18 protein-coding genes are annotated in these 21,039 nt (G+C 71.0%); 15 read left to right on the forward strand and 3 right to left on the reverse strand.

Annotated features, from left to right (window positions below; genetic code table 11):
* Positions 1–40 precede the first annotated feature (40 nt).
* The 3 genes from ACFQ58_RS07680 to leuA all read left to right on the forward strand — a co-directional run bounded on the left by ACFQ58_RS07680 (position 41) and on the right by leuA (position 4,227).
* On the forward strand, positions 41–802 hold the full coding sequence (locus ACFQ58_RS07680; protein ID WP_376950490.1) for an ABC transporter ATP-binding protein: 762 nt from the start codon (positions 41–43) through the stop codon (positions 800–802).
* Positions 799–2,199: an FtsX-like permease family protein gene (locus ACFQ58_RS07685; RefSeq protein ID WP_376950491.1), complete on the forward strand. Its 1,401-nt coding sequence runs from the start codon at positions 799–801 to the stop codon at positions 2,197–2,199. The genes ACFQ58_RS07680 and ACFQ58_RS07685 overlap by 4 nt, the downstream gene beginning before the upstream one ends.
* Positions 2,200–2,451: 252 nt before the next feature.
* Entirely contained in the window at positions 2,452–4,227 is a 1,776-nt protein-coding gene (gene leuA / locus ACFQ58_RS07690; RefSeq protein ID WP_376950492.1) for a 2-isopropylmalate synthase, read from the forward strand.
* Between the two features lie 57 nt (positions 4,228–4,284).
* Here leuA and ACFQ58_RS07695 read toward each other — a convergent pair whose 3' ends face one another.
* Positions 4,285–4,962 (reverse strand): trimeric intracellular cation channel family protein, encoded by a 678-nt coding sequence (locus ACFQ58_RS07695; protein WP_376950493.1) that lies wholly within the window; start codon positions 4,960–4,962, stop codon positions 4,285–4,287.
* Positions 4,959–5,750: an SDR family oxidoreductase gene (locus tag ACFQ58_RS07700; protein WP_376950494.1), complete on the reverse strand. Its 792-nt coding sequence runs from the start codon at positions 5,748–5,750 to the stop codon at positions 4,959–4,961. Before ACFQ58_RS07700 ends, ACFQ58_RS07695 begins: the two co-directional genes overlap by 4 nt.
* Before the next feature lie 80 nt (positions 5,751–5,830).
* On the opposite strand from ACFQ58_RS07700, the gene recO reads away from it, so the two are divergent.
* The 3 genes from recO (at position 5,831) to ACFQ58_RS07715 (ending at position 8,257) form a co-directional block, all read left to right on the forward strand.
* Positions 5,831–6,568, forward strand: coding sequence for a DNA repair protein RecO (recO, locus tag ACFQ58_RS07705; RefSeq protein ID WP_376950495.1), 738 nt, complete (start codon positions 5,831–5,833; stop codon positions 6,566–6,568).
* A complete protein-coding gene (locus ACFQ58_RS07710; RefSeq protein WP_376950496.1) occupies positions 6,565–7,368 on the forward strand; it encodes an isoprenyl transferase in 804 nt (267 codons plus the stop codon). The genes recO and ACFQ58_RS07710 overlap by 4 nt, the downstream gene beginning before the upstream one ends.
* Positions 7,369–7,591: 223 nt before the next feature.
* On the forward strand, positions 7,592–8,257 hold the full coding sequence (locus ACFQ58_RS07715) for a DsbA family protein (protein ID WP_376950497.1): 666 nt from the start codon (positions 7,592–7,594) through the stop codon (positions 8,255–8,257).
* Between the two features lie 98 nt (positions 8,258–8,355).
* Here ACFQ58_RS07715 and ACFQ58_RS07720 read toward each other — a convergent pair whose 3' ends face one another.
* A complete protein-coding gene (locus ACFQ58_RS07720; protein ID WP_376950498.1) occupies positions 8,356–8,841 on the reverse strand; it encodes an aminoacyl-tRNA deacylase in 486 nt (161 codons plus the stop codon).
* Between the two features lie 93 nt (positions 8,842–8,934).
* Between ACFQ58_RS07720 and dusB the strand changes: the two genes are divergently transcribed.
* The 9 genes from dusB (at position 8,935) to ACFQ58_RS07765 (ending at position 20,979) form a co-directional block, all read left to right on the forward strand.
* On the forward strand, positions 8,935–10,089 hold the full coding sequence (gene dusB, locus ACFQ58_RS07725; protein WP_376950499.1) for a tRNA dihydrouridine synthase DusB: 1,155 nt from the start codon (positions 8,935–8,937) through the stop codon (positions 10,087–10,089).
* A gap of 4 nt (positions 10,090–10,093) precedes the next feature.
* Positions 10,094–11,350 (forward strand): deoxyguanosinetriphosphate triphosphohydrolase, encoded by a 1,257-nt coding sequence (locus tag ACFQ58_RS07730; protein ID WP_376950500.1) that lies wholly within the window; start codon positions 10,094–10,096, stop codon positions 11,348–11,350.
* A gap of 20 nt (positions 11,351–11,370) precedes the next feature.
* Positions 11,371–13,323 carry a DNA primase gene (gene dnaG / locus ACFQ58_RS07735; protein ID WP_376950501.1) on the forward strand — a complete coding sequence of 651 codons (1,953 nt, stop codon included), beginning with the start codon at positions 11,371–11,373 and terminating at the stop codon, positions 13,321–13,323.
* 189 nt (positions 13,324–13,512) lie between these two features.
* Entirely contained in the window at positions 13,513–15,150 is a 1,638-nt protein-coding gene (locus ACFQ58_RS07740; protein ID WP_376950502.1) for an ABC transporter substrate-binding protein, read from the forward strand.
* Positions 15,151–15,236: 86 nt separating this feature from the next.
* A complete protein-coding gene (locus tag ACFQ58_RS07745) occupies positions 15,237–16,328 on the forward strand; it encodes an ABC transporter permease (protein ID WP_376950503.1) in 1,092 nt (363 codons plus the stop codon).
* A gap of 1 nt (position 16,329) precedes the next feature.
* Positions 16,330–17,403, forward strand: a complete 1,074-nt coding sequence (locus ACFQ58_RS07750; RefSeq protein ID WP_376950504.1) for an ABC transporter permease — start codon at positions 16,330–16,332, stop codon at positions 17,401–17,403.
* Positions 17,400–19,091: an ABC transporter ATP-binding protein gene (locus tag ACFQ58_RS07755; RefSeq protein WP_376950505.1), complete on the forward strand. Its 1,692-nt coding sequence runs from the start codon at positions 17,400–17,402 to the stop codon at positions 19,089–19,091. Before ACFQ58_RS07750 ends, ACFQ58_RS07755 begins: the two co-directional genes overlap by 4 nt.
* Positions 19,088–19,954, forward strand: coding sequence for an ATP-binding cassette domain-containing protein (locus tag ACFQ58_RS07760; RefSeq protein WP_376950506.1), 867 nt, complete (start codon positions 19,088–19,090; stop codon positions 19,952–19,954). Before ACFQ58_RS07755 ends, ACFQ58_RS07760 begins: the two co-directional genes overlap by 4 nt.
* A complete protein-coding gene (locus ACFQ58_RS07765) occupies positions 19,951–20,979 on the forward strand; it encodes a D-isomer specific 2-hydroxyacid dehydrogenase family protein (RefSeq protein ID WP_376950507.1) in 1,029 nt (342 codons plus the stop codon). The genes ACFQ58_RS07760 and ACFQ58_RS07765 overlap by 4 nt, the downstream gene beginning before the upstream one ends.
* Positions 20,980–21,039: the final 60 nt, after the last annotated feature.

Consider the following 21,039-nt stretch of genomic DNA (forward strand, 5'->3'; position numbering starts at 1 on the left):
CCGACGCGGCGGGTGATCCGCCGTCCGTAGCGTCGACGACATGCAGATCCAACCTTCGGACCTCGGACTGGTCGCCCGCGTCGCCGGGCTCGGCAAGCGGTACGGCACGGGCGCGGGCAGCGTCACGGCCCTCGCGGACGTCTCGCTCGGCCTGCGGCGCGGCGAGTTCACCGCGATCATGGGCCCGTCGGGCTCGGGCAAGTCGACGCTCATGCACATCATGGCCGGTCTCGACACGCCCACGTCGGGCCGCGTCTGGCTCGGCGACACCGACATCACCGAGTTGCCGGATGCCGCGCTCACCGTGCTTCGCCGTCGCCGGGTGGGCTTCGTCTTCCAGTCGTTCAACCTCGTTCCCACGCTCGATGTCGAGGGCAACGTGCTGTTGCCGTTCGAGCTCGACGGCCGGCGTCCGACGCGCGAGGAGCGCGCGCTGATCGACGGCCTCATCGAACGCCTCGGCCTCGCATCCCGCCTGCGGCACCGGCCTCACGAGCTGTCGGGCGGGCAGCAGCAGCGCGTCGCGATCGCCCGCGCCCTCGCGACCCGCCCCGACCTCGTCTTCGCCGACGAGCCGACGGGCAACCTGGACTCGCGCACGGGGCGCGAGGTGCTCGCGATCCTGGCCGACGCGAGCCGCGAGTCGGGCCAGTCGATCGCGATGGTCACCCACGACCCGATCGCGGCGAGCCACGCCGACCGCATCCTGTTCCTCGCCGACGGCCGCATCGTGCGCGACGCCGCACGCTCGAGCGCCGAGGAGATCGCCACCTACATGCTCGCCATGGAGCGTGCCGCGTGATCCGGCGACTGCTCGCCGAGCACGGTCCCACGCTGCTCGTCGCGACGCTCGCCTCGTCGTTCGGCGTGGCGCTGCTGCAGGTCACCGGGTACCTCGGCTCGGCGATCCGCGCCGACGACGTCACGGGCGAGAGCGGCACCGCCGCCCTGATGGTGCAGATCGCCGCGTGGGTCTTCATCGTCATCGCGATCTACGTCAGCGCGATCGTCACGTCCAACACGGTCGCGACCGTCGTCGCCGGCCGCACGCGGCTCATCGCCCTGCTCAGGCTCATCGGGTCGAGCGCGCGGGCGCAGCGGGCGGCCATCGCGCGCGAGGGCCTCGTGATCGGCGCGATCGGCGCGGTGCTGGGGCTCGTGGTCGGCACGGCGGCCGCGATGGCGCTGGCCGAGCTCGCGGCCGCCGCGGACGTCCTGCCGCGCGTCGAGCACGCGTGGGTCGATGCCGCCGTGCTGCCGCCCGCCGTCGTCGCCGCGCTCACGACGTGGCTCGCCGCATGGGTGGGCTCGCGCCGGGTGCTCGCGGTGCGCCCGGCGGAGGCGCTGGGCAATGCGACCGAGTCGTCCCGCGACGAGCTCGCGGCGCGGCGCGGCCGCACGGCGACCGCCGCCGTGCTCGCCGGAGTCGGCCTCGTCCTGCTGCTCGGCGGCGTCGCGCTCGGCCTCGTCACGCCGCTCGGCGTGCTCGTCGGCCTGCTCGGCGGAATCCTCTCGTTCACGGGCATCGTGCTCGGCGCGCACGTGATCATGCCGCCGGTGCTGCGGCTGGTCGGCCGGGCGCTCGGCACGTCGCCGCCGGCGCGACTGGCCGCAGAGAACGCGGTGCGCCATCCGGAGCGCAGCTCGCGCATGACCATCGGACTCGTCAACGGCGTGACGCTCGTCACGATGTTCGCCGTCGCGATGGAGTCGTACCGGACGCTGCTCCTCGCTGCGACGGAGGACCGCCCCGAGATGGGCGCCGCGATCGAGGAGATGGTGGCCGCCACGGTCACGGTGTTCAGCATCCTGGTCGGCTTCAGCGCCCTCATCGCGGCGATCGGCTTGGTGAACACGCTCTCGCTCAGCGTGCTGCAGCGCACGCGCGAGCTCGGCCTCCTGCGCGCGCTCGGCTTCGAGCGGCGCCAGCTGCGGCTCATGGTCGTCGCGGAGGCGGCCGCCCTGACCGCGGCGGCGACCGCGACCGGGCTGGTGCTCGGCGTGTTCTACGGGTGGGCCGGCGCGCAGTCGATGCTCGGCAGCGTGCAAGGCGACCCACTGGTGATCGCGCCGTCCGTTCCGTGGCTGCTCGTGGTCGCGCTCGTCGGCGCCGCGGCGGTGCTCACGGTCGTCGCCTCGCTCACGCCCGCTCGACGGGCCACGCGCGTGTCGCCGGTCACGGCGCTCGCGATCGAGTGAGGCCGACCGGATGACGCGTGGCGGGTGCCGTGACCTGGGGGGCGGCACCCGCCACGACGCGCGCGGACGCCCGCCCGCGCCATCCGCTCGCCGATGTCATCGTTGCGCACCCACCGGACGCCGGTGTTAGCCTTGCTTCGTGCTTCACGGCGTGCTTCTCCTTAGCTGCCGCAGCGAGTCCTAGTTCACAGGCCTCCCTCGCTGCGGAGTTCGTCGTCGGCTGAAACCCCCGAAAAGCGAGAAGAGCGTCCCATGCAGAACCATCAGAAGCCGTCGCCGATGCCCGTGCATCGGTATCGCCCGTTCCACGAGCAGATCCGCGTCGAGCTGCCCGACCGCACGTGGCCGTCCAAGCGCATCGAGAAGGCGCCGCGCTGGTGCGCCGTCGACCTGCGCGACGGCAACCAGGCGCTCATCGACCCGATGAGCCCCGAGCGCAAGCGCATCATGTTCGACCTGCTCGTCAAGATGGGCTACAAGGAGATCGAGGTCGGGTTCCCGAGCGCGAGCCAGACCGACTTCGACTTCGTGCGCAGCCTCATCGACGAGGGCGCCATCCCCGACGACGTCACCATCCAGGTGCTGACGCAGGCGCGCGACCACCTCATCGAGCGCACCTACGAGTCGATCCGCGGCGCCAAGCAGGCGATCGTGCACCTCTACAACTCCACGAGCGTGCTGCAGCGCGAGGTGGTCTTCCGCACCGACAAGCAGGGCATCATCGACATCGCCCTGCACGGCGCCCGGAAGTGCCGTGAGATGGAGGCGACGGTGCCCGGCACGACCGTCTACTACGAGTACTCGCCCGAGAGCTACACGGGCACCGAGCTCGAGTACGCGGTCGACGTGTGCAACCAGGTGATCGAGGTCTTCGAGCCCACTCCCGAGCGCAAGGTCATCATCAACCTGCCCGCGACCGTCGAGATGGCCACCCCCAACGTGTACGCCGACTCGATCGAATGGATGTCGCGGCACCTCGCGCACCGCGAGAACGTCATCCTCTCGCTCCATCCCCACAATGACCGCGGCACCGCCGTGGCGGCTGCCGAGCTCGGCTACCTGGCCGGCGCCGACCGCATCGAGGGGTGCCTGTTCGGCAACGGCGAGCGCACCGGCAACGTCGACCTCGTCGCCCTCGGCATCAACCTGTTCACGCAGGGCGTCGACCCGCAGATCGACTTCTCGAACCTCGACGAGGTCAAGCGCACCGCCGAGTACTGCAACCAGCTGCCGGTGCACGAGCGCAGCCCGTGGGCCGGTGACCTCGTCTACACGGCGTTCTCGGGCTCGCACCAGGACGCGATCAAGAAGGGCTTCGAGGCCATGGAGGCGCGCGCCGACGAGCGCGGAGTCTCGGTCGACGACCTGCAGTGGGCCGTGCCCTACCTGCCGGTCGACCCGAAGGACCTGGGCCGCAGCTACGAGGCCGTCATCCGCGTCAACTCCCAGTCGGGCAAGGGCGGCGTCGCCTACCTGCTGAAGAACGACCACGCGCTCGACCTGCCGCGCCGGCTGCAGATCGAGTTCTCCGGCGTGGTGCAGGCCAAGACCGATGCCGAGGGCGGCGAGGTCACGAGCGAGCAGATCTGGTCGGTCTTCACCGACGAGTACCTGCCCGCTCCCGAGGATCGCCCCGACGAGAAGTGGGGCCGCTTCGAGCTGCTCTCGATGCGCACCGAGAGCGACCTCACGGGCGACGTGCGCGTGCGCGTCGGCCTGCGCGACGGCGACGAGCGCGTCGACGCCGACGGCTCGGGGAACGGCCCGATCGCGGCCTTCCTCTCCGTGCTCGCGGCTGAGGGTGTCGACGTCCGCGTGCTCGACTACAGCGAGCACGCGCTCTCCGCGGGCGGCGACGCGCTCGCGGCGGCGTACGTCGAATGCCAGGTCGAAGGCCGCACGCTCTGGGGCGTGGGCGTCGATGCCGACATCTCGACGGCGTCGCTCAAGGCCGTCGTGTCGGCCGTCAACCGCGCGCTGCGCGCCGCGCGCGTGCGCGAAGAGGCGGCGGCCCCGGCGCTCGCCTGAGCTCCGATCCGGATCGCACGGGCGGGCGCGACCTCGGTCGTCCCGCCCGTCGCCGGCTCAGGGGCGCGCGGTGCGCTCGGTGCGCCGCCAGACCCGCCAGCTCGCGATCGCGCGCTGCTCGGGCAGGCTCCAACCCCAACGCACCGACCCGAGCCGGATCAGCGTCGTCACGATCACGCACGTCGTCGCGGCCACCGTGATGTTCGCCCCCAGCGCGACGAGCACCACGATGAGCACGGTTCCGGCACCCGCCGCGACCGCGTAGAGCGAGCCCACGTGCATGAGCGCGATCGGAAGGTTGAGCGACACGTCGCGCAGGATCGACCCGCCGACCGCCGACACGACGCCGACGAACACGGCCGGCACCTCGGGCACGCCGTACGCGAGCGCCTTGGTCGTGCCGATCGCCGCGAACAGCCCGATCGTGACGGCGTCGAGCGCGATGATCAGCGGGTTCAAACGCGTGAAGACGCGCAGCAGCGCCATCCCGAGCAGCGCGGCGAGCGTCGCGACGACCAGGTACCAGTTGGTCTTCATCGCCGCGGGCAGCTGGTTGAGCAGGATGTCGCGCAGGAGGCCGCCGCCGAGACCGACGAGGATGCCGATCAGCGCGACGCCGAGCAGGTCGAGCCGGCGTTCCTTGAGGCGGCCGGCGAACATCGCGCCCTGCAGGGCGCCGATGCCGACCGCGGTGAGGTCGGCCCAGAGCGGGATCTCGAAGGGTGCAAGCGTCATGCCTCGGTCGTCCCATGCGAGTCGCGCGGCGCGGCCGTTGGGGCGGCGTCGGTCTCGAGGAACTCCTCGAACGTGATGCGGCCGTACGGCTCGCCGGGCACGAGGTTCGCGCCGGAGGAGAACGCCCGGAATCGGGTGCCGGGAAGCCGGAACGCGAGCGTCGGACGCCGGGACCCGCGCGCGGCGAGGTAGGCGCGGGCCAGGTCGCGGGCCGTGCGGACGTCGGGGCCGCCGATGTCGGGTGCCATGCCCGCGGCATCCGCGTCGAGCAGCTCGACGAGCCGGCGCGCCACGTCGTCGACCGCGATCGGCTGGAACGAGAACGCCGGCGCGGCGACGACGGGGGAGAAACGCTGGATGCGGAACAGCATGGCGATGAAGTCGTGGAACTGGGTGATGCGCTGGACGGTCCACAGCATCCGCGATTCCGCGATCAACCGCTCGGACGTGCGCTTGCCCGCGTAGTACGCGAGCGGGATGCGGTCGATGCCGACGATCGACGAGTACAGGATGCGCGGACGGCCCGCCCGATCGGCCGCCTGGACGAGCGTGCGGGTGATCTCGGTGTCGTCGCGCAACGTCGTCGCCAGGTGCAGGATGGCGCGCGTGCCCTCGATCGCGGCCTCGACGCCCTCGCCCGTCGCGAGGTCGCCCCGCACCGTGCCGGGCGCACCGCTGCGACTGAGCACGCGAACGTCCTCGCCGCGATCGGCGAGCAGGCGGACGACGGCCCGGCCGAGGGTGCCGGTGCCTCCCGTGACGAGGACGGGCGCTGACGACGTGGTCACCCGACCATTCTGCCGTCCGATCCGGTGCGCCGTGCGCGGCCCTCGGCCGGGGTGCCGGCGGTCGGTGGGACAATCGACAGGTGCCCGTGTACCGAGATGACGCCGTCGTGCTGCGCACGCACAAGCTGGGCGAGGCCGACCGCATCGTCACGCTGCTCACGCGCCGCCACGGCAAGATCCGGGCCGTCGCGCGAGGCGTCCGGCGCACCGCGTCGAAGTTCGGCTCGCGGCTCGAGCCGTTCATGGTCGCCGACCTGCAGCTCTACGAGGGCCGCACGCTCGACGTCATCACGCAGGCCGAGACCATCGGGGCGTACGGCGCCGAGATCAGCCAGGACTACGCGGCCTACACCGCGGCGAACGCGATGGTCGAGGCCGCCGACCGGCTGACCGAGGCCGAGGGCTCGCTGCAGCAGTACCTCCTGCTCGTCGGCGCGCTCCGGTCGCTGTCGCGGCGCGAACACGGCCCGGCCCTCACGCTCGACTCGTACCTGCTGCGCGCACTCGCGATCGCGGGCTGGGCGCCGACCTTCGCCGACTGTGCGCGCTGCGGTCGCGAGGGCCCGCACACGGCGGTCGTGGTCCAGCTCGGCGGCGTGGTGTGCGACGAGTGCGCCCCGCCGGGCACGCCCCGCATCGCGGCGTCGACGGTCGAACTGCTCGGCGCGCTGCTCGCCGGCGACTGGGAGCACGCCGAGGCTGCTCCCGAGCGGGAACGCGGGCAGGCGAGCGGTATCGTCGCCGCGTACGCCCAGTGGCACCTCGAGCGCGGGCTCCGCTCGCTCTCCCACGTCTCCCGAGAAACGGCCCCCCAGTGACCCCGAAGCCCTACACCCACAAGGATGCCGTGCCCTACCGGCCCATCGACTGGACCGGCGTGTACCCGCCCGCCCTCCCGAAGGGCGCGGTTCCCGATCACGTCGCGATCGTCATGGACGGCAACGGGCGCTGGGCGAACCGCCGCGGACTCACGCGCATCGAGGGGCACAAGGCCGGCGAGGCAGCACTGCTCGACGTCGTCGCCGGCGCGGTACAGGTCGGGGTGAAGCACCTCTCGGTGTACGCGTTCTCGACCGAGAACTGGAAGCGCTCACCCGACGAGGTGCGCTTCCTCATGGGCTACAACCGCGACGTGCTGCATCGGCGTCGTGACCAGCTCAACGAGTGGGGCGTTCGGATCCGATGGGCGGGCCGTCGGCCGCGGCTGTGGCGGTCGGTCATCGACGAGCTGCAGTACGCCGAGAAGCTCACGGCCGGCAACGCCACCCTCACGCTCACGATGTGCGTGAACTACGGCGGCCGGAACGAGCTCACCGACGCCGTCCGATCGATCGCCGACGACGTGGCATCCGGTCGCCTGCGCCCCTCGGCCGTGAGCGAGAAGCTCATCCAGAAGCGCCTCTACGTGCCCGACCTGCCCGACGTCGACCTGTTCGTGCGCAGCTCGGGGGAGCAGCGCACGTCGAACTTCCTGCTCTGGCAGTCGGCGTATGCCGAGATGGTGTTCCTCGACACGCTCTGGCCCGACTTCTCGCGCGTCGACCTGTGGCATGCGATCGAGCTGTACGCGGGCCGTAACCGCCGCTTCGGCGCGGCCATCGACGCGCCGACGGCGTAGGGGCGCGGTCGAGCAAGCCCGCGGATGCCGCGGACCGTCATGCTGCCGGCCCTTGCGTCACACCCGCGCGACTCCTGAATCGAAGGACAGTCCCACGCCGCTCCGCGGTGCGCGTCGGCGTGTCGACGCCTCCGTCCTTCGATTCAGGAGTCGCGGCAGGGGTGAACGCCGGCCAGTTGCATGCATGGGAATACGGATGCCGCGGCATCCGTTCGCATTGAACGTGACGTCCCCCATCAAGATCGACATCTGGTCCGACATCGCGTGCCCGTGGTGCTACATCGGCAAGCGGCACCTCGAGGGCGGTCTCGCCGCGCTCGGCGCCGACGCGCCTGAGGTCGAGATCGAGTACCACTCGTTCGAGCTCGCGCCCGACACGCCCGTGGACTTCGAGGGGTCGGAGGTGGACTTCCTCGCCGGGCACAAGGGCATCCCGATGGAGCAGGCCCGCATGATGATCGACCGCGTCACCGGCGTCGCGGCGCAGGCCGGGCTCGAGTACGACTACGACGCGCTCCAGCACACCAAGACGCTGAAGGCGCACGAGCTCCTGCACTTCGCGAAGGAGCAGGGCAGGCAGCTCGAGCTGTCCGAGCGTCTGTTCCGCGCATACTTCACCGAGGGCCGGCACGTCGGTCGCATCGACGAACTGGTCGAGCTCGCGGCCGAGGTGGGGCTCGATGCGGATGCCGCGCGCGAGGCGCTCGAGTCCGGCCGGTACGACGCGGCCGTGCAGGCCGACATCGCACAGGCCGGGGCGTACGGCATCCAGGGCGTGCCCTTCTTCGTGTTCGAGGGCAAGTACGGCGTCTCGGGTGCGCAGCCGGCCGAGGTGTTCGCGCAGGTGCTGACCCAGGTCGCCGGCGAGCGCGACGGAGCCGCAGCGTGAGCGACGCGGTGACGCCGTTCACGATGCTCGGCGGCGCCGGAGTCGTCTGCGAGGGCGACGTGTGCGAGATCCCGCCCGCGGCGGTCTCGGGCGAGTAGCTATTCCGGGTCGCTGATGTCGGCGACCGTCGCGTCGAGCGCGCGGACCAGCGCGTCGGCATCGACGAAGAGGCTGCGGCCGTGCTCGCCGGCGCCCATCGAGACCCGGCGTCCCGGGATGGTCGCGTCGACCACGACCGGCCACGCGGTCGTCGAGCCGAGCGGGGTGATGGTGCCGCGCTCGTAGCCCGTCGCGGCGAGGGCCAGCGAGGCATCCGGCAACTGCAGCTTGTTGACCGAGAGCAGCGCGCGCAGCTTCGGCCAGCTGATCTTTCGGCCGCCTGGCACGAGCGCGAACACGTAGGTGTCGTCGCTGCGCTTGACGACGAGCGACTTCACGATGTCGCCGGGCTCGATCCCCATGAGCTCGGCCGCCTCCTCGAGGCTGCGTGCGGCGGGCCGATCGATGACGTCGATCTCGAGGCCGCGGGCCGCGGCATCCGCCCTCACGCGCTCGACCCCGACGAGTCCGTCGAACGCGGTCATGCCGTCCTCCACAGCGCAGCCATGACCGCATCCTAGGCCGCGCCGCTGCCGCGCCGGGCCGAATGCACCGCCGGTCTGGGAGAATCGAAGGCGATGCCAACGACCACGACCCCCACCCGCCCGCTCACGATCGGCGGCCTCGACCTCGAGGTGCCGGTCGTGCTCGCTCCGATGGCGGGCATCACCAACACGGCGTTCCGGCGGCTCTGCCGTGAGTTCGGCGCCGGGCTCTACGTCAGCGAGATGATCACGTCGCGCGCGCTCGTCGAGCGCACGCCCGAGTCGATGCGGCTCATCACGCACCACGAGTCCGAGACGCCGCGTTCCATCCAGCTCTACGGCGTCGACCCCAAGACCGTGTCCGAGGCGGTCACCATGCTCGTCGCCGAAGACCGGGCCGACCACATCGACCTCAACTTCGGATGCCCCGTGCCCAAGGTCACCCGCAAGGGCGGGGGAGCCGCGCTGCCCTGGAAGAGCGGGCTCTTCCGCGACATCGTCGAGGGCGCCGTGCAGGCCGCCGGCGACGTCCCGCTCACGATCAAGATGCGCAAGGGCATCGACTCCGACCACCTCACCTACCTCGAGGCGGGCCGCATCGCCGAGGGTGCGGGCGTCGCCTCGATCGCCCTGCACGCGCGCACCGCCGCCGAGTTCTACTCCGGCCAGGCCGACTGGTCGGCCATCGCGAAGCTCAAGCAGGCGGTCACGAGCGTGCCGGTGCTGGGCAACGGCGACATCTGGTCGGCCGACGACGCCCTGCGCATGGTCGACGAGACCGGGTGCGATGGCGTGGTCGTGGGGCGCGGATGCCTCGGGCGGCCGTGGCTCTTCGGCGACCTCGCGGCGGCGTTCCGCGGTGAGGCGTCGAAGGCCGAGCCCTCGCTCGGCGACGTGGCGCGCACCTTCCGCCGTCACGCCGAGCTGCTCGCCGACTTCTTCGACAGCGAAGAGCGCGGGTGTCGCGACATCCGCAAGCACGTCGCCTGGTACTTCAAGGGCTACCCGGTCGGCGGCGAACTGCGTGCGAAGCTCGCGACGGTCGAGTCGCTCGCCCAGCTCGACGACCTGCTCGGAACGCTCGACTGGTCGATGCCGTACCCGGGCGAGGGCGCCGAAGGGCCGCGCGGGCGCGCCGGCACCCCCAAGAATCCCTCGCTGCCCGACGGGTGGCTCGCGTCGCAGGAACTCGCCGGACACGACCGGGTCACGCTCGTCGACGCCGAACTCGACACGAGCGGCGGCTGAGCCGGTGCGCGACCGACTGTTCGGCGGCTACCACGAGGCCGACGCCGAGCGCTTCCTGCCCGAGCAGCACGAGAACCGACGTCGCAGCGACTTCGCACGCGACCGGGCGCGCCTGTTGCACTCGTCCGCGCTGCGCCGGCTCGCCGCCAAGACGCAGGTGCTCAGCCCGACGTCAGGGCTCGACTTCGCCCGCAATCGGCTCACGCACTCGCTCGAGGTCGCGCAGGTCGGCCGCGAGCTGGCGGGCAGCCTGGGGCTCGACCCCGACGTAGTCGACACCGCGTGCCTCGCGCACGACCTCGGCCACCCGCCCTTCGGCCACAACGGGGAGAAGGCCCTCAACACCTGGGCCGCCGGCATCGGCGGCTTCGAGGGCAACGCGCAGACGCTGCGGATCCTGACGCGACTCGAGCCGAAGGTGTTCACGCCCGAGGGCCGGCCGATCGGGCTCAACCTCACGAGGGCCAGCCTCGACGCGAGCTGCAAGTACCCCTGGCCCGAGACCGCGGGTGTCGGCGACCCGAGCGGGCGCACCAAGTTCGGCTTCTACGCCGACGACGTCGACATGTTCGAATGGATGCGACGCGGCGCGCCCGAGCGACGGCTGTGCATCGAGGCGCAGGTCATGGACCTGTCCGACGACATCGCCTACTCGGTGCACGATCTCGAGGATGCGATCGTCGGCGGCTACGTCGACGTCGCCGCGCTCGGCCGACGCGTCGACCACGACGAGCTCGTCTCGTCGATGTACGAGTGGATCGGCGGCGCGATCGGCCACGACGAGCTCATCGCGGCATTCGACCGGCTCGACTCGCTCGACGTATGGATGTCGTCATGGGAGGGCAGCCGGCGCGATCACGCCGCCCTGAAGAACCTCACGAGCCAACTCATCGGCCGCTTCGCGCACGCCGCGACCTCGGCCACCAGAGCGCAGCACCCGGTCGCAAGCCTCATCCGGTTCGACGCCGACATGGTCGTGCCCCGCCACATCCAGGCCGAGATCGCCGTACTCAAGGGCATCGTCGCCGCCTTCGTGATGTCGCGCAACACGCGTCAGCCCATCTACAGCCAGCAACGGCAGGTGCTCATCGCCCTCGCCGACGTGCTCCACGGGACCGGCGACGCGAACCTCGACGCCGGCTTCGCCGAGGACTGGCGAGCCGCCGCCGACGACGCAGGACGCAAGCGGGTCGTCGTCGACCAGGTCGCGAGCCTCACCGATCAGTCCGCGCTCGCCTGGTACGAGCGGCTGTGCCAGTGACCGGGGAATAGGATCGAAGCATGGCGGGCCGCATTCGACAGAGCGATGTCGAAGAGGTGAAGGCCCGCACGAACATCGCCGACATCGTCGGCGAGCATGTGGCGCTGAAGTCCGCCGGCGTGGGCTCGATGAAGGGCCTCTGCCCGTTCCACGACGAGCGCAGCCCCAGCTTCCACGTGCGACCGCAGCTCGGGTACTACCACTGCTTCGGCTGCGGCGAATCCGGCGACGTCTACACGTTCCTCCAGCGCATGGACCACGTCTCGTTCACCGAGGCCGTCGAGCGGCTCGCGGGGCGCATTGGCTTCGAGCTCCACTACGAGGATGGCGGTCCCGCCGCCGAGCACGGCAACCGCGCCCGGCTGCTCGCTGCGAACCAAGCCGCGGCCGAGTTCTTCGTCGAGCGCCTCACCTCGGCCGAGGCCGAGGTCGGTCGGCGATTCCTCGGCGAGCGCGGCTTCGACGCCGTCGCCGCGAAGCACTTCGGTGTCGGATTCGCCCCGAAGAGCTGGGATGCGCTCACCGACCACCTCAAGGCGAAGGGCTTCACGACCGAAGAGCTCGCGGCAGCCGGACTGGTGTCGCAGGGCGACCGGGGCGTCTACGACCGATTCCGCGGGCGCCTCATCTGGCCGATCCGCGACGTGACCGGTCAGACCGTCGGCTTCGGCGCTCGCAAGCTCCTCGACGACGACCCCGGGCCGAAGTACCTGAACACCCCCGAGACGGCGATCTACCACAAGGCGCAGGTGCTCTACGGGCTCGACCTCGCCAAGCGCGACATCGCGAAGACGCACCGCGTCGTCGTGGTCGAGGGCTACACCGACGTGATGGCGTGCCACCTCGCCGGGGTGACGACCGCCATCGCGACGAGCGGCACCTCATTCGGCGTCGACCACATCAAGGTGCTCCGTCGTGTCCTCGGCGACGATTCCGGAGTCGGCGAGGTGGTGTTCACGTTCGACGGCGACGCGGCCGGCCAGAAGGCCGCCATGCGCGCCTTCGCGGAAGAGAAGCGGTTCGCGGCGCAGACGTTCGTCGCCGTCGCTCCCGACGGGCTCGACCCGTGCGACCTGCGGCTCGCGCGAGGCGATGCGGCCGTCAGATCGCTCGTCGAGGCCAAGACGCCGATGTTCGAGTTCGTGATCCGTCACACGCTGGCTCGCTTCGACCTCGAGACCGTCGAGGGGCGCGTCGCCGCGCTGCGCGCCACCGCACCGATCGTCGCCGACCTGCGCGATCCCGCCCTGCGACCCGGGTACACGCGCGAGCTCGCGCGCATGCTGGGGATGGAGCTGGGCGAGGTGGACCGTGCGGTGCGTGCGGCCGGGGCTCGCGACCGTGCCGCGGGAGGCCGCGAGCGTACCGAGGCCGAGCGCGGTCGCGGCACCCGCACGGACCCGGACGGCCGGCCCGGCGGCCCGAACGGGGGAGCGGCTGCGCCCGACGGCCGCGGCGCACCGGGCCCCGCGATATCCGATCGGCCGTTCTCGATCGTGCAGCTGCCGAACGACCCGGCCACCCGACTCGAGCGCGATGCGCTGCAGGCGATGCTGCAGTACCCAGATATCGTCGGGGCCGACCTGCTGCGCCAGGGCGTCGACTGCCGATTCGGCAACGCCACGCTGGCCGTCGTCCGCGACGGCATCGCCTCCGCGCTGGCGTCGGGCGCGGGCGGCACCGCGGCCACCACGCTCTCGGTGGATCGCGTCGTCGCCGAGGTGCCGGCGCGGTTCGCATCGATCGTGCAGCAGCTCGCCGTGCTGCCCGTCCCGCAGCGCAACGACGCAGAGCTGGCCGCGTACGTCCGCGGCGTCGTCGGCGGACTCGTCGATCGCGAACTGCTGCGCCAGAAGCAGGAGCTGCTCGGGCGCCTCCAGCGCACCGACCGTGCCGACCAGACGACGTTCGCCGCCATCCAGCGCGCGCTCGTCGACCTGGAGCACGAGCGGCGCTCGCTTCGCGGCGACTGATCGCGTCGCGTCATCCGTGCGCGGCGGCGCTGCGCAGACGAGCACAAGGTTGCAGATCGGTCACATTCGGCAGCCCGGAGCCGCCCTGCCGAGTTCGCGTCCCGGCCCGTGTGCTAGGTCTGGGAGATACGAGATCTGCGAGGCGGCGACCCCGTCCGCGATCATCCCGACAGGAAGAGGTAGACGGATATGTCATCCGCATCCATGCACCGCGGGCGCGGCATCGCCCTCGCCGCGGGCTTCTCCGCGGCGGCGCTCGTACTCGCCGGCTGTGCCGCCGGTGGAGGCGACGAGGGATCGTCCGGCGGCGCCGACACGATCACGATCGGCACCACCGAGCAGATCACGTCGCTCGACCCCGCCGGCGCGTACGACAACGGCTCGTTCGCGGTGATGAACCAGGTGTACCCGTTCCTCCTGAACACCCCCTACGGCAGCCCCGACGTCGAGCCCGACATCGCGGAGTCGGCGGAGTTCACCTCCGACAGCGAGTACACCGTCACCCTCAAGGAGGGCCTGACCTTCGTCAACGGCAACGAGCTCACCTCGTCCGACGTGAAGTTCACGTTCGACCGCCAGCTCGCGATCGCCGACCCCAACGGCCCGTCCGCGCTGCTGTACAACCTCGACAGCGTCGAGACGCCCGACGACCTCACCGTCGTCTTCAAGCTGAAGTCGCCGAACGACCAGATCTTCCCGCAGATCCTCTCGAGCCCGGTGGGTCCGATCGTCGACGAGGACGTCTTCTCGGCCGACTCGGTCACCTCCGACGACGACATCGTCGCGGGTGAGCCGTTCGCCGGCCAGTACACGATCTCGAGCTACAAGTTCAACGAGCTCGTCTCGTACGAGACCAACCCCGACTACGCGGGCATCCTCGGCGAGGCGAAGACCCCGACGATCAACGTCAGCTACTACACCGACGCGTCGAACCTCAAGCTCGACGTGCAGGAGGGCAACGTCGACGTCGCGCACCGTACGCTGAGCGCGACGGACATCGAGGACCTCCGTGGCAACGACAACGTGAAGGTCGTCGACGGCCCCGGCGGCGAGATCCGCTACCTCGTCTTCAACTTCAACACGATGCCGTTCGGCGCCGAGACCGCTGAGGCCGACGAGGCCAAGGCACTTGCCGTGCGCCAGTCGATCGCGCACCTCATCGATCGCGACGCGATCTCCGAGGACGTCTACAAGGGCACCTTCACGCCGCTGTACTCGTACGTGGCCGAGGGCCTCACCGGTGCCAACGAGTCGCTGAAGGGCCTCTACGGTGACGGCAACGGCGCGCCCGACCCCGACAAGGCCGCAGAGGTGCTCGAGGCCGCCGGCGTCGAGACGCCGCTGGACATCAGCATCCAGTACGTCGCGGAGCGGTACGGCCCGTCGTCGTCCGACGAGTACGCGATCATCAAGGAGAACCTCGAGTCGAGCGGGCTCTTCACGGTCAACCTCCAGTCGACCGAGTGGGTCCAGTACTCCGAGGACCGCGTCGCCGACCTGTACCCGGCCTACCAGCTCGGCTGGTTCCCGGACTACTCGGACGCCGACAACTACCTGACGCCGTTCTTCCTCAAGGAGAACTTCCTCGCCAACCACTACGACAACCCCGAGGTCAACGACCTCATCCTGCAGCAGGCCGTCACGGCCGACCCGGCCGAGCGTGAGGCGCTCATCAGCGAGATCCAGGACAAGGTCGCGGCCGACCTGTCGACGATCCCGTACATGCAGGGCGCGCAGATCGCGGTCGTCGGAGCAGACGTGGAAGGCGCCGAGGACACCCTCGACGCGTCGTTCAAGTTCCGCTACGCGGCACTCTCGAAGGGCTGATGACGGACTAGAGTCGTTGAAGCTCGACGACGGGGGCGACCTGCTACCGCGGGTCGCCCCCGTTCCCCTGTACCCCTGAGGAATCCATGAGCACCGTTGACACGACCTCCACGGCGGAGGGGCCGGCCGCAGCCCGACCGAAGCCGAAATCGCAGGGCGGAGGCTTCGGCCGATACCTCCTGATCCGCTTCCTGCTGATCTTCCCCACCATCTTCATCCTCGTCACCGTCGTCTTCTTCCTGGCGCGCACGACGGGCGATCCCATCACCGCGGCGCAGGGCGGACGGCTCGGTCCCGAGCAGCTCGCCGAGCTCCGCGCCGCGGCCGGGTACGACCGGCCGCTCATCGTCCAGTACTTCGAGTACCTGGGCCAGCTCCTGACGGGCAACTTCGGGTCGACGCTGACCACGAACCGCCCCGTCATCGAGGTGCTGCTCACGTACGGCCCCGCGACCTTCGAGCTCGTGTTCTACTCGCTCATCGTCGCGTTCGGTGTCGGCATCCCCCTCGGACTCCTCGCCGCCTACCACCGCGACAAAGTGCAGGACGCCATCTACCGCGTCCTCGCGATCCTCTGGTACGCGATCCCCATCTTCTTCGCCGGCCTCCTGCTCAAGCTGGTGTTCGGCGTCTGGCTCGGCTGGTTCCCGATCGCCGGCCGTGCCAGTGTGCGCTCCGAGATCGAGATGGAGACCCTGCCCAACCCGACCGGGCTGTACACGATCGACGCCATCCTCACCGGAGACCCCGCCGTGCTCATGGACGTGCTCTCGCACGCCGTTCTCCCGGCGGTCGCCCTCGGCCTGCTGACGGCGGGGATCTTCCTCCGGCTCGTGCGCACGAACGTCATCGGCACGCTGTCGACCGACTACGTCGACGCCGCGCGCTCGCGGGGCGTCGCCGAGTCGCGACTGCTGCGGAAGCACGCATACCGGCCCGCCCTCATCCCGATCGTCACCGTGATCGGACTGCAGATCGCGCTGCTGCTCGCGGGCGCGGTGCTCACCGAGACGACGTTCGAATGGCGCGGACTCGGATTCATCCTCGCCGAGTTCCTGGAGTCGCGCGACTTCGTCGCGGTCCAGGGCATCGTGGTGCTGCTGGCCGTGATCGTCGCGCTGACCAACTTCGTCGTCGACATCATCGCGGCGTTCATCGACCCGAGGGTGAGGTACTGAGATGACCGCCGTCACCGCACCGGCCGTCCCGCGTCGTCGCTGGCGCGACCGCCTTCCCGTCGTGCACCAGCTCCGGCAGAGCGTCGGCCTCCAGCGCGGCATGCTCGTGGCCGGGCTGCTCATGCTCCTGGTCTTCGTGCTGTGCGCGATCTTCGCGCCGCTCCTGGCGCCGTACGGCTTCGCGCAGCGTTCCGACGACGCCGGGTCGTTCGGCACCCAGCAGCCGCCGTCGGCCGAACACTGGTTCGGCACCACCGTCGGCGGGTACGACGTGCTCTCGCGAGTGATCTGGGGCACCCAGACGGCGATCCTCGTGATCATCATCGCGGTGCTGCTCTCGATCTTCATCGGCGTCGCGCTGGGGCTCTACTCGGGCTACTTCGGCGGATGGCTCGACCGCGTGCTCGTCGTCATCTGCGACGCGATCTACGCGTTCCCGTCGCTGCTGCTGGCGATCGTGCTCTCGATCGTGATCTCCGGCGGGCAGTCCAACCTGTGGGGCGGCGTGCTCGCGGCCGCGGGATCGATCACGGTCGTCTTCATCCCGCAGTACTTCCGCGTGATCCGCGCCGAGACCGTCCGCATCAAGTCCGAGGCGTTCGTCGAGTCGGCCAAGGTGCTGGGCGCATCGAACTCCCGGATCGTGTTCAAGCACGTCTTCCGGAACTCCACGCGCACGCTGCCGCTCATCATCACGCTGAACTCGTCCGAGGCGATCCTCACGCTCGCGGCGCTGGGCTTCCTCGGCTTCGGCATCGAGCCGTCCGCGGCGGCGGAGTGGGGCTACGACCTGAACAAGGCGCAGTCCGACGTCACGAGCGGAATCTGGTGGACCGCGATGTTCCCAGGCCTCGCGATCGTCTTCACGGTGCTCGGCATCACGCTCGTCGGCGAGAGCCTGAACGACCTGGCCGATCCGCGTCTCCGCGGACGCCGACGCGTCGCCCAGGCCGCGGGCGAGGTGGCGCAGACCTCGGTCGTCCCGGGCGGCACGCTCACGGCCGGACCTGGCGGGCTTGCCGGGCTGGAGGACGGCGAGACATTCGAAGAACACGGGATCGAGGTCAACCGATGAGCACGGTGGTCAGCATCGAACGGCTCGGCGTATCCTTCGCGACCGACGCGGGAGCAGTGAAGGCCGTCGACGACGTCAGCCTCTCGGTCGAACGCGGCGAGGTCCTCGCGATCGTGGGTGAATCCGGGAGCGGCAAGACCGTCACGGCGAAGACCATCCTCGGACTGCTGCCCGAGACCGCGACGACGGGTGGAGCGGTCGTCCTCTCGAACCGCGCCGGCACCGAGGAGAACGACGTCATCAGCCTGTCCGGCGACCGGCTGCGCGCCATCCGGGGAACCGACGTCGCCATGGTGTTCCAGGAGCCGTCGACGGCATTGAACCCCGTCTACACGGTGGGTTGGCAGATCATGGAGGGCCTGCTCGCGCACGGCAAGCTCTCGAAGAAGGATGCGCGCGCCAAGGCGATCGAGATCCTCGGCAAGGTCGGCATCCCCGACCCCGAACACCGCGTCGACCACTACCCGCACCAGTTCTCGGGCGGGCAGAAGCAGCGCATCGTGATCGCCATGGCGCTCGTGCTCGAGCCGGGACTCATCGTCGCCGACGAGCCGACGACGGCGCTCGACGTCACCGTCCAGGCCGAGATCCTCGACCTGCTTCGCCGCGTCCGCGACGAGTTCGGCACGGCGATCGTGCTCATCACGCACAACATGGGCGTGGTCGCCGACCTCGCCGACCGCGTCGTGGTCATGTACCAGGGCCGGATCGTCGAGGAGGCCACCGCACGCGAACTCTTCGCCGCGCCGAAGGACGACTACACGAAGGCGCTGCTCGCCGCCGTCCCGTACGTCGGACACGGGTCGGCGAGCGCGATCGAGCGTGCCGCGGCCCGACCTGCGGGTTGGGCCGAGGAGGCACCCGTCGTCGAGGCACGCGGGCTCGAGATCGAGTACCCGGGCCGCTTCGGCCGTGCCGGGTTCCGCGCCGTCGACGGCGTCGACCTGCTCATCCGTCCCGGCGAGGTCCTCGGGCTCGTGGGCGAGAGCGGTTCCGGAAAGACGACGATCGGGCGCGCCATCGCCGGGCTGACGAAGGTCACGGGCGGCTCCCTGAAGGTGCTCGGTCACGAGATGCTGGGCATCCGGGAGCGCACGTTCCGACCGGCGCGCAGCCGCATCGGGTTCGTGTTCCAAGACCCGGCGTCGAGCTTCAACCCGTTGCTCACGATCGCCGAGTGCGTGGCCGAACCCCTCGTCATCCACGAGCGCGCGGTCGACGCCCGCGACGCACGTCCGCGCGTCAACGAACTGCTCGAGGCCGTGCAGCTGCCCGCGTCCTACGGCGACCGGTATCCGCACGAGCTCTCGGGCGGGCAGCGGCAGCGCGCCAGCCTGGCCCGCGCGCTCGCGCTCGGACCCGAGCTGCTGATCGCCGACGAGCCGACCTCGGCGCTGGATGTCTCGGTGCAGGCGCGCGTGCTCGACCTCTTCGCCGAGCTGCAGCGCGAGTTCGGGTTCGCCTGCCTGTTCATCAGCCACGACCTCGCCGTCGTCGACCTGCTCGCCGACAGGATCGCGGTGCTCTACCACGGCCGCCTCGTCGAGGAGGGCACCGGCGCCGAGGTGCTCGGTGCACCGGAGGAGCCGTACACGCAGCGGCTGCTCGCGTCGCTTCCCGTGCCCGACCCCGTGGCACAGGCCGAGCGGCGTGAGGAGCTCCGGCGCATCCGGGAGGCCGGCCGATGACCCGTGGCGCGACCCACGGCTACCCGATCGTCATCAGCGACCTCTCGGTCGAGTATCCCGCGCACGGTGCGAGCGCGGCCCACGTGGCCGTGCACGGCGTGAACCTGCGTATCGCGCCGGGTGAGGTTCTCGGCCTGCTGGGCTCCGCCGGCAGCGGCAAGACCACGCTCGCGCGCGTGCTGTCGGGCGTCGGCCTCGAGCCGGGCGGGCCGGGCAGCGACGTCCGGCCCGTGATCACCGGCGGCGAGGCGATCGTGCTCGGAACGCCGCTGCGCGGCATCACGCGGCGCCGGCTCAACGAGCTGCGGTTCCACGTCGGCTACCTCGCGCAGGATGCCGCCGAGCACCTGCCGTCCGACCGCACCGTCTCCGAGATCATCGGCGAGCCCATCCTCGAGCGTGATCACCGCTACAACCGCAAGGCGCTCGCGACGCGCGTCGCCACCATGGTCGACGCGGTGCGCCTGCCGCTCGGCATGCTCGAGAAGTACCCGTACGAGCTCAGCGGCGGCCAGCGCCAGCGAGTCGCCCTCGCGCGGGCCCTGGTGCTCGGGCCGAACCTGCTCATCGCCGACCAGCCGACGGCGGGCATCGACCTGACGGTCCGCGACGCGGTGGCACAGCTGATCAGCGAGCTGCGCGACGGCCACACGTTCTCGGCCGTCATCATCACGCACGACCTTCCGGTGCTCCGCCGCGTCGCCGACCGCGTCGCGGTGCTCGACCGGGGCGAGGTCGTCGCGCTCGGCACCATCGACGACGTCTTCGACGATCCGTCCCACCCGTACGTGCAGGCGCTCGCGGGCGCCCTCGACGCCGGGCACGCGGTGATCGACGACCTCCAGCCCGAGCCGCCGGCGTGACGGAGCACGACGCCGTCCACGGACCGCCGCGCCACCGTGCGGTTCCCGGCGCGCTCGTCGATGCGTGGCCGGATGCCGCTGCCGCCGCGTCCGCGGCCGACATCGGGCCGATCGCCATCGTGCCCGACACCGAACCGCGGTTCGCCGAGGCGGTGAACCGGGCCGGCGGCGTGGTCGCCCCGATCTCCGCGGATACGCGCGGACTCGTCTGGACCAGCTCCGAGGGCGAGGACGAGCTCGAGGCGCTGCTCTCCGCGCATCCGTGGATCGCCTGGGTGCAGCTGCCGTGGGCCGGCGTCGACGCGTTCGCCGGCCTGCTCCAGCGGCACCGCGACGACGGCCGCGTCTGGACGAGCGCCAAGGGCGCCTATGCGCAGCCCGTGGCCGAGCACGCGCTCATGCTCGCACTGGCCGTGCTCCGCGAGCTTCCGGCCCGCATCCGCGCGGGGGAGTGGGCGGCCGACGAGCGCGGTCGCAGCCTCTACGGCGCCGACGTCGTGCTGGTCGGCGCGGGCGGCATCGCTGTCGAACTCCTGCGCCTCCTCGAACCGTTCGGCGTCCGTGCCACGGTGGTGCGGCGATCGGATGTCGCGGTGCCCGGCGCCGCGCGCACCGTCACGACCGACCGCCTCGCCGAGGCGCTTTCGACGGCCGAGGTCGTGTTCGTGGTCGCGGCACTCACCGACGGCACGCGCGGGCTCATCGGTCGCGACGAGCTCGCGGCGCTGCCCGAGGGGGCCATCCTCGTCAACGTGGCGCGCGGAGGGCTCGTCGACACCACGGCGCTCGTCGACGCGCTGGAGTCGGGACGGCTCGGCGGCGCCGGGCTCGACGTCACCGACCCGGAACCGCTCCCGGCGCGCCATCCGCTCTGGGATGCGCCGAACTGCATCGTGACGCCGCACGTCGCCGACACCGAGGCGATGACGGTTCCGCTGTTCGCCGAGCGGGTCCGCTCGAACACCGCGGCGTTCCTCGGGAACGGCCGGTTCGAGGGCCTGATCGACCTCGACGCGGGCTACTGAGCGGCGACGGGCGGGAGCCCGGACGCGAGCCCGCCTCGGATTGGGAGTCCGGCGCTCGCT

The sequence above is a fragment of the Agromyces sp. NPDC056523 genome, assembly GCF_042794545.1.
Taxonomy (GTDB): Bacteria; Actinomycetota; Actinomycetes; order Actinomycetales; family Microbacteriaceae; genus Agromyces.